The sequence below is a fragment of the Isoptericola sp. NPDC057191 genome, from assembly GCF_042670225.1.
Lineage (GTDB): Bacteria > Actinomycetota > Actinomycetes > Actinomycetales > Cellulomonadaceae > Isoptericola.
Genome location: NZ_JBHUWC010000135.1, coordinates 1 through 11,307, shown reverse-complemented (window position 1 = coordinate 11,307; position 11,307 = coordinate 1). Strand labels below are relative to the sequence as shown.

The 11,307-nt window shown below is 75.2% G+C and carries 10 protein-coding genes; 8 read left to right on the top strand and 2 right to left on the bottom strand.

Translation table 11 applies throughout. From position 1 onward, the window contains the following. Window positions 1-90 precede the first annotated feature (90 nt). Window positions 91-834, top strand: coding sequence for a class I SAM-dependent methyltransferase (locus ACFT55_RS15100; RefSeq protein ID WP_380244661.1), 744 nt, complete (start codon window positions 91-93; stop codon window positions 832-834). A 2-nt stretch (window positions 835-836) separates the two neighbouring features. Here the strand turns inward: ACFT55_RS15100 and ACFT55_RS15095 are convergent, their stop codons facing one another. Both ACFT55_RS15095 and ACFT55_RS15090 read right to left on the bottom strand, forming a co-directional pair. Further along, window positions 837-2,540 carry a carboxyltransferase domain-containing protein gene (locus ACFT55_RS15095; protein ID WP_380244660.1) on the bottom strand — a complete coding sequence of 568 codons (1,704 nt, stop codon included), beginning with the start codon at window positions 2,538-2,540 and terminating at the stop codon, window positions 837-839. Window positions 2,541-2,542: 2 nt separating this feature from the next. Then, window positions 2,543-3,316: a LamB/YcsF family protein gene (locus tag ACFT55_RS15090; protein WP_380244659.1), complete on the bottom strand. Its 774-nt coding sequence runs from the start codon at window positions 3,314-3,316 to the stop codon at window positions 2,543-2,545. A gap of 232 nt (window positions 3,317-3,548) precedes the next feature. Here ACFT55_RS15090 and ACFT55_RS15085 point away from each other — a divergent pair, with 232 nt between their 5' ends. The 7 genes from ACFT55_RS15085 to ACFT55_RS15055 all read left to right on the top strand — a co-directional run bounded on the left by ACFT55_RS15085 (window position 3,549) and on the right by ACFT55_RS15055 (window position 11,238). Continuing rightward, entirely contained in the window at window positions 3,549-5,822 is a 2,274-nt protein-coding gene (locus ACFT55_RS15085) for a PASTA domain-containing protein (RefSeq protein ID WP_380244658.1), read from the top strand. Next, on the top strand, window positions 5,822-6,397 hold the full coding sequence (locus ACFT55_RS15080) for an aminoacyl-tRNA deacylase (protein ID WP_380244657.1): 576 nt from the start codon (window positions 5,822-5,824) through the stop codon (window positions 6,395-6,397). The genes ACFT55_RS15085 and ACFT55_RS15080 overlap by 1 nt, the downstream gene beginning before the upstream one ends. A 94-nt stretch (window positions 6,398-6,491) precedes the next feature. Then, window positions 6,492-6,860, top strand: a complete 369-nt coding sequence (locus tag ACFT55_RS15075) for an STAS domain-containing protein (RefSeq protein ID WP_380244656.1) — start codon at window positions 6,492-6,494, stop codon at window positions 6,858-6,860. A gap of 89 nt (window positions 6,861-6,949) precedes the next feature. Next, on the top strand, window positions 6,950-8,086 hold the full coding sequence (locus tag ACFT55_RS15070; protein WP_380244655.1) for a DNA glycosylase AlkZ-like family protein: 1,137 nt from the start codon (window positions 6,950-6,952) through the stop codon (window positions 8,084-8,086). A 37-nt stretch (window positions 8,087-8,123) separates the two neighbouring features. Beyond that, window positions 8,124-9,404, top strand: a complete 1,281-nt coding sequence (locus ACFT55_RS15065; protein ID WP_380244654.1) for an FAD-binding protein — start codon at window positions 8,124-8,126, stop codon at window positions 9,402-9,404. Between the two features lie 86 nt (window positions 9,405-9,490). Then, window positions 9,491-11,074: a sodium-dependent transporter gene (locus ACFT55_RS15060; protein ID WP_380244653.1), complete on the top strand. Its 1,584-nt coding sequence runs from the start codon at window positions 9,491-9,493 to the stop codon at window positions 11,072-11,074. Further along, the gene (locus tag ACFT55_RS15055) at window positions 11,071-11,238 is read left to right on the top strand and encodes a methionine/alanine import family NSS transporter small subunit (protein WP_380244652.1); all 168 of its coding nucleotides are present in this window, start codon (window positions 11,071-11,073) and stop codon (window positions 11,236-11,238) included. The genes ACFT55_RS15060 and ACFT55_RS15055 overlap by 4 nt, the downstream gene beginning before the upstream one ends. The last annotated feature ends 69 nt before the right edge of the window (window positions 11,239-11,307 follow it).

Here is an 11,307-nt window from a genome sequence, read left to right as displayed (position 1 = left end):
CTGCCGGGCCTTCGTCGTCCCCGGCCGCGGGATCCCGCAGCCCCCCGAAATCCCTGGGCCCGACCCGTGCGCCGGTGACAGGGTGCCTCCATGGACGCCACCGGGGAGGAGACGCGCGCCGCCTGGGCCGTCGCGTCGCGCAAGTACACCGACGAGTACGACGACCTGCTGGAGCAGGCGCGGACGGTCGAGCTGCTGCCGGCGGAGGTCGAGGTGCTGCGCCCGATCGTCCCGGGGGCGGACGTCGTGCACCCGCTCAGCGGGCACGGGCTGGACGACCTCGCCCTCGCGCGTCTGGGCGCACGGTCCGTGCACGGGCTGGACTACAGCGCGGCGCCGGTGGCGAGCGCGCAGCGCCGCGCCGACGAGCTCGGCCTGCCGTGCCGGTACACGCGGGCCACGCTCCCCGACAGCGGGCTGGACGACGCCTGCGCGGACCTGGTCTACACCGGCAAGGGCGCGCTCATCTGGGTCGCCGACCTCGCCGCGTTCCTCGCCGAGGTGCGGCGGCTGCTGCGCCCGGGCGGGTGGTTCTACGTCTACGAGGCGCACCCGCTGGTGCCGCTGTGGGAGTGGGACACCGACGAGATCCGGGTGCGACCCGACCGCGGGTACTTCGAGCGGTCGCACGTCAACGACACGTTCCCCGGCCATGGCGCCGTCGAGCGGCAGCGCACGCTCGCCGAGATCGTCATGGCGTGCCGTCGTGCCGGGTTCGAGCTGGAGCACCTGGAGGAGCACCCCGACCCGTTCTGGCGGCCCGACGGGTTGCACGCCGCTGCCTGGGACGGGCGCCTGCCCAACGCGTACAGCCTGCTCGGGCGCCGCGCCTGAGGTCAGAGGCGGAACCGCACCCGCGCCCCCGGCGGCAGCTGGCCCAGCAGCCACGTGTGCGTCGACGCCACCGCCGCGACCACCGGGTACCCGCCCGTCAGCGGGTGGTCGACCCCGAACAGGACGGGCAGCCCGTCCGGCGGCACCTGCAGCGCACCGGTCACGCAGCCCTCGCTGGGCAGCTCCAGGCCCTGTGCCGCGGGCGTGCGGTCCAGCGGGCGCGCGCCGTCCAGCCGCAGACCCACGCGGTCCGCACGGTCGGTCACCGTCCACACCTGTCCCCCGAGGCGGACGACGGCGTCGCGGGTGAACCAGTCGTCGTGCGGGCCGAGCACGACGGGCAGCGTCGTGAGCCGGCCCGGCGCGGGCAGCGTCGCCGGGTCGGGCGCCCCGACGTCGTCCACCGCCACCGCCCCCACCCCGTGGTGAGCGGGCGGTTGGCCCTGTTTCCGGCGGTCGGCAGGGCCAATCGCCCGCTCACAGCGCAGGGCGGTGCCGGGTGCGAGGGGTGGCGGGCCGAGGTGACCGAGGACGTCGGTCGCGCGCGAGCCGAGGACCGGTGGGACGTCGATGCCTCCGCGCAGGGCGACGTAGGTCCGGTGCCCGCGCTCGGGCTGGCCCAGCGCCAGCTCGTCGCCGTCGCGCAGGCGGAACGCCCTCGCGAGCGGCGCGCGGCGGCGGTCGTCCGGGTCGCCGCCGCGGTGCACGACGGCGTGCGCGTCCGCGCCGGCGAGGGCGACGACGACATCGCCCCGGGCGCGCAGCCGCAGCCCGCCTCCCGCGGCCTCGACGGCGGCCGCGCCGACGGGGTTCCCCACGGCACGGTTCGCGGCGCGCAGGCTGCGCGGGTCCGCGGCGCCGGAGGCGGACACGCCGAGGTGCGCGAGCCCGGGCCGCCCGAGGTCCTGCACCAGCGCCTGCACCCCGGGGGTCCGCACCTCCAGGGTCGCGTCGATCAGGTCGGCACCTTGAGACCGGGGCGGCAGTTCGAGCTGCCGACCCGGGCTCGAGCTGCCGACCTGACGACCGCCCGCGGCGCGGACGGACTCCCGCACGGGCGTGAAGCGCACGCGGTCACCGGGGGACCACGGGGTGGGCGGGTCGACGTCGGGGTCCCACGTGACGACGCCGGTGCGCCCGACGAGCTGCCACCCGCCCGGGCTGGCGCGCGGGTAGACGCCGGAGTACGGACCGGCGAGCGCCACGGCGCCCGCCGGGACGCGCGTGCGCGGGGTCTCGCGCCGCGGCACGACGAGGCCGGAGTCGTCGCCCGTCAGGTACGCGAACCCGGGCGCGAAGCCGACGAACCCCACCACCCACGCCGCTGCCGTGTGCCGCCGGACCACCTCCTGCGGGCTCCAGCCGAGCAGCCGCGCGACGTCCTCCAGGTCCTCGCCGTCGTACACCGTGGGGATCTCGACGAGTCGCCCGACGCCCGCCGCGCTCCCCTCGTCCTCCCCATCCTCTCCGTCCTGGCGCTGGCCCCGGTGGAACGCCGCGGCCGCCCGCGCCCGCAGCAGGGCGGCGAGCCGGGCCGCGGGCACGCGCCACGGGTCGAACGGGACCAGCAGGGTGCGCGCGCCGGGCACCGTGCGCCCGACGCCGGGCAGCGGGTCGTCGCGGAGGGTGGCGTGCAGCGCGAGCGCCTGCGCGAGGTCGTCCACCTCGACGAGCAGCGCGTCGTCGCGGGCGGGCAGGACGCGCACGGTCAGCGGCCGGGCGCCGGCGCGAAGGGTGCGAGGGCGACCCCCGCGGCGTCGAACGCCTCGCGGACGCGGCGCGCCATCGCGACGGCGCCGGGGGTGTCGCCGTGCACGCAGACCGAGTCGGCGCGCACCGCGACGTCCGTGCCGTCCTCGGCCTCGACGACGCCCTCGGTGACGAGCCGCAGCATGCGGCGGGCGACGACCTCCGGGTCGTGCAGGACGGCGCCCGGTGCGGAGCGCGGGAGAAGCGTGCCGGCGGTCGTGTACGCGCGGTCGGCGAAGGCTTCGGCGGCGGTCGGCAGGCCCGCGGCCTCGGCGGCGGCGAGCGCCGGCGTGCCGGGCAGCCCGAGCAGGACGAGCGTGGGGTCGACGGCGGCGACCGCGGCGGCGACGTCGGCCGCCACCCGCTCGTCCACGGCCGCCGTGTTGTAGAGCGCGCCGTGCGGCTTCACGTAGGTGACGCGGGTGCCCTCGACGGCGGCGAGCGCCTGCAGGGCGCCGAGCTGGTAGACGACGTCGGCCTGCAGCTCGGCCGACGGGACGTCGATGTCGCGGCGGCCGAACCCGGCCAGGTCGCGGTAGCCGACGTGGGCGCCGAGGGCCACGCCTCGGGCCGCCGCGAGGCGCACCGTGCGGCGGATCGTCGTCGGGTCGCCGGCGTGGAACCCGCAGGCGACGTTCGCCGACGACACGACGTCGAGCATCGCCTCGTCGTCGCCCAGGGTCCAGCGGCCGAACCCCTCGCCCAGGTCGCTGTTGAGGTCGACGGTGGTCATGCCGACCAGTCTGCCGCGCCGGGGGCCGGGGCGGCAGCGGGTGTCGCGGGCCGGCGCACGGCCTCCCGGCGGGGTGCGGGTGACGTCGGCGTGAACTCTCGCCGCAGGGGTGGCACGTGCGTGACGTCTGGCGCACAGTGGAACCCTGGTCCTGTCGCCCGTGTCACACGACGACACCAAGGTGTGGCAGGATCCGAGCGCCTGAGCAGTGCCGATGGGGGAGGTTCGCGTCGTGAGGTCTCCGAGGGACGCCGACGAGGTGGCGCGCGTGGTCACCGCAGAGTCTCCTGTCCGTCGGCGTCGGCGCGTCGGGAAGCTGCTCGCCACGTCGACGGCGACGTGCGTCCTCGCGGCGGCGTTCTTCGCCGCGCCGGTGGCCGGCCTCCCGTGGAACGCCGTCGGCGTCGCCGACCAGGACACGCCGGCGGTCGGTGCCGGCAGCCCGCTGGGCGGCGGTGTCTCGGTGGGCGTGGTCGGGACGTCGTCGTCGACCGGTCCGGCGACGGTCGAGGAGGTCCTCGGCGTGCTCGAGCGTGCCGAGCTCGCCTCGAAGGACGCGGGACGCGCGGTGACGCCGCAGGTCGAGCAGGCCGCCGCGGAGCTCGGCATGCTCCTCAGCAGGTACGTGGCCCAGCAGTCGGCGGCGTCGGCCGCGGCGGGCCAGTTCGCCACGCCGGGCGCGGAGGCGGCCACGCCGCTCGCGACCCCGGTGCCGGACCGGTCGCGGGACGGGTCGCCGGCCGAGCCCGTGGCGGTGCCCGACGCCGCGCACGTCGTCCCCGTCGCGCACCGGGTCACCGGCGGCCCGGCGACGCCCGAGCCGAAGGACGAACCGAAGGACGAGCCGCAGGACGCGCCGAAGAACGCGCCGCAGGACGAGGCGGAGCACGATGCCTCCCACGACGCGGAGCCGGTGACGTTCGACGACGTCGTCGTGGCGGCGACCCGCCTGGCCACGCTGCTGGACCCGTCGACGACGACGCTCACCGGCGGCATCCTGCCCGCGGGGACGTCGTGGGTGCAGCGGGCTGACGGCACGGTCGCGGCCCGCGCGACGCTGACGGCGAGCCTGCTGGAGCTGGTCGACCGGTACGGCAAGAGCACCGCGGGGTACGCCAACGGGCGGATCCCGACCTCGGCGCTCTGCCCCCTCGACTTCGCCCCCGGGCACATGCTGCGCTGCGACGCCGCCGAGCAGCTCATGGCGCTGAGCGCGGAGTACGAGAAGGAGTTCGGGGTGCCGATCCCGATGACCGACTCGTACCGGACGTTCGACGCGCAGGTGCGTCTCAAGGCCACGAAGGGCTACCTCGCGGCGACGCCGGGCTGGTCGAACCACGGCTGGGGGCTCGCGGTCGACCTCGGCGTCCCGATCTCCTCCGGCACCACCGCCCAGTACGTGTGGATGCGCGTGCACGGTCCGGACTACGGCTGGGACAACCCGTCGTGGGCACGGCACGACGGGTCGAAGCCCGAGCCGTGGCACTTCGAGTTCTTCGCCGCAGGTCCCGTCCCGAACCGTGCGTGGAAGGCCGAGGACGTGGGCTCGACCGGCTCGGCCGGCTCGACCGGTACGGCGCAAGAGAAGGCCGCGCAGCACCCCCGCGGCGCCGGCCAGGGCGCGGACCAGAGCACGGACAAGAGCAAGGGCACTGGCCAGGGCGCGAAGGCCGACGGGACGACGTCGAAGGGCGGCACGACCGGCGGTGCGAAGCCCGGCGGGACGAAGGGCGGCGCGTCGACGACGCCGGGGACGAAGGCGGGGGACGGCACGACGTCCGCGCCGATCAAGAAGCCGAGCGGCGGCACGTCGGACGGCTCGACCCAGCCACCCGTGACGAAGGTCCTCGTGCCGGACGTGTCCGGCCAGGACCTCGCCGCCGCGAAGAGCAGGCTCCAGGGGCTCGGGCTGAAGGTCACGACGACGACGCAGGCCAGCGACGCGCCCGAGGGCCAGGTCGTGCGGACCGCGGGCGCGGGGACCCGGGTGCCGAAGGGTGCCACCGTCACGCTCGTGGTCTCCAGCGGCCCGGAGCAGGCCGTGGTGCCGGACGTCGTCGGGCAGGGCGAGCAGTCGGCCGCACAGGCCGTGCGGGACGTCGGCCTCGTGCCGCGCGTGGTCTCGCAGGCCAGCGGCGAGGTGCCGGAGGGGGACGTCCTGGGGACGGACCCCGCCGGCGGGACGAGTGTCGAGCAGGGCTCGGCCGTCACCCTCGTCGTCTCGAGCGGACCGGAGCAGGTGGCCGTCCCGGACGTCACCGGGAAGTCCCTGGCGAACGCGACCGCGCAGCTGGAGGCCCTCGGGCTCTCGGTGCGCACCGAGCCAGGGGAGGGCGACGGGGCCGAGGGGGTCGTGCTGGAGACCCGCGGTGCGGGCACGACGGTGCCGCAGGGATCCACGGTCACCCTCGTCGTCTCCACCGGCGGCACGGAGGGCGAGTCCTCCGACGGCGGCTCGACGTCGAGCACCGACAAGCCGGCAGCGCGCGAGGACGAGGCGCCCTAGTGCCGGCAGCCGAGGAGAGCCCGGGCGAGCGGCGCACCCGCGAGGCGCTCGAAGCGTCCGGGATCGCGTTCGAGATCGTGCGGCACGGGCCGGTCGGCTCGCTCGCGGAGGCGGCCCGCGCCCGAGGGGTGGCACCGAGCCAGGTCCTCAAGACGCTGGTGGTGCGGCGCGGTGACGACGACTACCTGTTCGTCCTCGTGCCGGGCGACCGCACCATCGCGTGGCCCCGGCTGCGCGCGCTGCTCGGGGTGTCACGACTGTCGATGCCCGACAAGGAGGTGGCGCGCGACGTCACCGGGTACGAGCGCGGCACGATCACGCCGTTCGGCTCGCTCCGCGCCTGGCCGGTGGTCGCGGACTCCCGCGTCGCGCAGGCCGGGCCGGTGTCGGTCGGGGGCGGCGGGCACGGCGTGTCCGCCACGGTCGACGGCGCGCAGCTGGTGCGCGCCCTCGACGCACGGGTCGCGGACGTGACCGATCTGGACGACCCTGGTGCGGCGGACGACGGCCGCTCCGCGCCGCCAGGCTCGGCCTCGACCCGCCCGAAAGTACGGGCGCTGGACGAATCCGCCTGACGGGGGAACACTCGACGCGGGCCGTTCGCTGAACGGAGAGGGCGCGGACCGCGCCCACAGCCGGCACGGCCCCACACGGGAGCATCACGACCACATGGACATCGACACGAGCAGCGACCCCGGACCGAGCTCGGGCATCACGTCCCGGGTCACCGACGGCGGGACCGTCCTCACCCTCTGGGGCGAGGTCGACGCCGCGCTGCGGGAGGCGGCGAGCGACGCGATGGCAGGGCTCGCCGCACGGGGCGCCACCGACCCCATCGTCCTGGACACCCGGGACGTCACGTTCATCGACTCCTCCGGGGTGGCCTTCATCCTGCAGGTGTACATGCTGGGACAGGAGACGGGCACGCCCGTGAGCCTGTACCAGCCGTCGGAGGCGGTCGCCGAGGTGCTGGAGATGGTCGGCATGGGCGGCCGCATCCCCCTGGCCGAGGCGGAGCCCGCCGGGCGGCCCGTCTGAGCGGGACGGCGCTCGGCTCCGCCGTCGTCCGGGCCGCGCGCCTCGCCGCCACGGGCCTGCGACAGCCCTCCGCACCGGACGCGTCCGCGGTGGTGGGTGCGCTCCTCGCCGTGCAGGGCCAGGAGCTGCAGCCCGCCCTCTGGGGCGTGTCGCGGCGCGTCCCGCCCGGAGCACGACCGGGCCGTGCGGCGACGAACGCGGCGCTCGCCGCGGGCGAGGTGCTGCGCACCCACCTGCTGCGACCCACGTGGCACCTGGTGCGACCCGACGACGCGCGGTGGCTGCTGGAGCTCACCGGCCCGCGCATCGCGCGGCAGATGGCGTCGACGGAACGGTCCTGGAAACTGGGCGACCTCGGCCCCGGGGCCGACGCCGTCGCAGCGGCCGTGGCGGACGGCCCGCGCACCCGCGCCCAGATCAAGGACGAGCTGCTGGCGCGCGGCGTGCTCGACGCCGACGCACCCGGCATCGCGTTCACCCAGATGCTCATGCACGCGGAGCTGCGGCAGCTCGTGATCAGCGGCCCGCCGCCCGTCGACGCCCCCCTGCAGCACCAGTCGTACGCGACCTTCGACGACCGCGTGCCCGCGGGCTACGGGCCGCTGGGCGAGCGGTTCGACGCCGAGGCCGCCGTCGTCGAGCTGTGGCGCCGCTACCTGCCGGGGCGCGCGTTCGCGACGACGAACGACCTGCGGGACTGGAGCGGGCTGACCGCCGGGGCCCTGCGGCCCGCCCTCGCGGCGCTGACCGACGCGGGGGAGGTCGTGCAGGTCCCGGGCAGGGGCGACCTCGAGGGGCTGACCCTCGTCGCCACGGCGGCGACGGCCGAGGCGTCCCAGGAAGCCCAGGCCCGCGCCGACCGCGGCACGACCGGCGACCCGGACGGCGCGCCCGTCGTCGACCTGCTGCAGGCCTACGACGAGCTGCTGATGTCCTACCGCGAGACGCGACCCGTGGTGCTCGACCCGGCGCTGCCGCCCCCCGACCGGGCGGGCGCGTACGTGCACTGCGTGGCCGTGGACGGCGTCGTCGCCGCGCGCTGGCGCTGGCCCGCGGCGTCGTCCCGCGACCCCGCCGTCGACGTGCAGTGGCTCCGTGAGCCGACGCCGCAAGAGCTCGCGGCCCTCGACGCCGCGGTCGCCGACCTCGCCGTCTACCTCGCCGACGAGCAGGCCGGCCAGCAGACCGACCAGCGGGCCGACGACCTGGCCGAGTCCCGGGACTGAGCCGCCGGGACGGCGTCGCGGATGGCAGGGTAGTGCCGTGCATCGCAACTGGGCCGGAAACCTCACGTACTCCGCACGCTCCGTCGCGCGCCCCACGTCGCTGGAGGAGCTCGCCGACGTCCTGCTCGCCGGCGGCCCGGTGCGTGCGCTCGGGTCGCGCCACTCGTTCAACGACGTCGCGGACACCGAAGGTGTCCACGTCCAGGTGGACGCGCTCGACGACGGGCGGCCCGCCGTCGAGCCGCTGACGCCGGACGCGGGCGGCACCGAGGGGGAGGTCGTGTCCGTGAGCGCGGGCCTGCGCTACGGCGAGGTGTCCCAGGCGCTCCACGCGACCGGGCGCGCGCTGGGGAACATGGCCTCCCTGCCGCACATCTCGGTGGCCGGCGCCGTCGCGACCGCCACGCACGGCTCCGGGGACACGAACCAGAGCCTGGCGAGCGCCGTCGAGGGCCTCGAGATCATGACGCCCGCGGGCGAGCTGCGCCGCATCACGCGGGCCGGCGACCCGGACGAGTTCCCCGGCACCGTGGTGTCCCTCGGCGCGCTGGGGGTCGTGACGCGGGTGGAGCTGCGCACCGTGCCGGCGTTCGCCATCCGGCAGGACGTGGCGGCCGACGTGCCGTGGGAGACGTTCGTCGCGAGCTTCGACGCGATCACCTCGGCCGCGTACTCGGTGAGCGCGTTCACGAGCTGGGACGAGCCGGCGGTGCGGCACGTGTGGTTCAAGTCGCTGGAGCGCGCCGACCGGCCCAGCGTGCGCGGCCTGGCCCCGGAGCTCCTGCGCTGGGAGACCGTCCCCGTGCACCCGCTGCCCGGCGTCGACCCGGCGGCGTGCACGGAGCAGCTCGGCGTCGCCGGGCCGTGGCACGAGCGCCTGAGCCACTTCCGGATGGAGTTCACGCCGTCGGCGGGCGAGGAGGTCCAGTCCGAGTACCTGGTGCCGCGCCGGAACGCCGCCGTCGCGATCGACGCGCTGCGCGCCCTCGGGCCGCAGGTCGCGCCGCTGCTGCAGACCAGCGAGATCCGCACCGTCGCCGCCGACGACCTGTGGCTCAGCCCGTTCGACGAGCCCTGCGTGGGGCTGCACTTCACGTGGCTGCCCCGCGAGGACGACGTGCGCGCCGTGCTGCCCGCCGTCGAGGCCGCGCTGGTGCCGCTGGGCGCCCGGCCGCACTGGGGCAAGGTCAGCACGCTCGACCCGCACGACGTCGCGGCGATGTACCCCCGGTTCGACGACTTCCGGCGTCTGGCCGCGCGCTTCGACCCCGAGGGGCGGCTGCACGGGGGCCTCGTGGGCCGCCTGCTGGAGGGCTGACGACTGGTCGGCCCCGGCCGGGTGAGGCAGCATCGTTCGTGAGACACGGTTGACGCGACGCCGCTCACCATGGAGGTTCGACGGCTGTGAGCACCACGACCACTGACACCTCGCCTCCCCGGGAGCAGTTCACCGGGCAGGTCGGCTTCATCCTCTCCGCGATCGGCTCGGCCGTCGGGCTGGGCAACATCTGGCGGTTCCCGGGCGTCGCGTACGAGAACGGAGGGGGCGCCTTCCTGGTCCCCTACGTCATCGCGCTGCTGACCGCGGGCATCCCGATCCTGTTCCTCGACTACGCGCTGGGCCACCGGTTCCGCGGCGGCCCTCCGACGGTGTTCCGCCGGGTGCGACGGTGGCTGGAGAGCCTGGGCTGGTTCCAGGTGATGATCTGCTTCGTCATCGCCATCTACTACGCCGCGATCATCGGGTGGGCGCTGAGCTACTTCGTGTACTCCTTCACCCTGAAGTGGGGTGACGACACGGCGGGCTTCTTCACCGGCGACTACCTGCAGCTGTCGGACACGGCGAACGGCGGCCCGTGGTTCTCCCTCGACTTCGTGCCGGCGGTGCTGATCCCGCTGCTGCTGGTGTGGGTGGTGAGCATCGTCGTCCTGGTGGGCGGTGTCGCCAAGGGCATCGAGAAGGCCAACGTCGTCTTCCTGCCGCTGCTCGTGGTCGCGTTCGCCGTGCTCGTGGTGCGCTCGGTCTTCCTCGACGGCGCGGTCGACGGTCTCAACGCCCTCTTCACGCCCGACTGGAGCGCGCTCGGCGACCCGAACGTCTGGATCGCCGCCTATGGGCAGATCTTCTTCTCCCTCTCCGTGGCGTTCGGCATCATGATCACGTACTCGTCGTACCGGAAGCGCCGGGCCAACCTGACCTCGCCGGGCCTGGTCGTGGCGTTCTCCAACTCCGGCTTCGAGATGCTCGCCGGCATCGGCGTGTTCGCCGCCCTCGGCTTCCTCGCGCACGAGCAGGGTGTCGCCGTCGCCGACCTCGAGGGCATCACGGGCCCGATCCTGTCGTTCGTGACGTTCCCGGCCGTCGTCTCGCAGATGCCGGCGGGTCCGCTGTTCGGCGCCCTGTTCTTCGGGTCCCTGGCGATGGCGGGCTTCACCTCGCTGATCTCGATCCTGCAGGTCGTGTCGGCCGGCTTCCAGGAGAAGTTCGGCCTCTCGCGCCGCTCGGCGGTGCTGTGGATCGGCGTCGTCGCGGCGGTGCTCTCGGTGGTGGGCTTCTCGACCACGACGGGCCTCATCGCGCTCGACACGATCGACAACTGGTCCAACAACGTCGGCATCGTCGCGTCCGCCGTGCTCATGTGCGTGTTCCTCGTGTGGCTGCTGCGCACCAGCCCCGAGCTGCGCTACCACCTCAACGCCGTGTCCACGGCGCAGGTGGGCCGCTGGTGGTACGTCTGCGTCGGCGCGGTCGTCCCGGCCGTCCTGGCGTACATGCTGGTCTCGCGCATCGTCGACCTGGTGCAGAACGGGTACGAGGGCTACGACTCCACGTACCTGCTGTACGCCGGCTGGGGCACGCTGGTCGTGCTCGTGGTGGGTGCCGTGGTGCTGACGCTCCCGCGCTGGCGCCGTAGCCCGGACGACTTCGTGGCCTGGCCCGAGTACCCGCCCGTCACGGCGGCGACGACGAAGGAGGCGGCCCGATGAGCGGCTCCGCGATCCTGCTGATGGTGGTGTCCCTGGCGGTCGTCTGGGGCGGGCTGCTCCTGAGCATCCTGGCCCTGCGCGCCCGCCCCGAGCGGGCCGACTTCCCGCCCGGCGGGGAGGACGATCACCGCGAGGACGACGCGATCACCGAGCGCGACACGTGACCCCGAGGTAGCAGGAGTCCTGCCGAGGTAGTTCCCTTCCTGCCGAGGTAGTGCGCACTACCTCGGCAC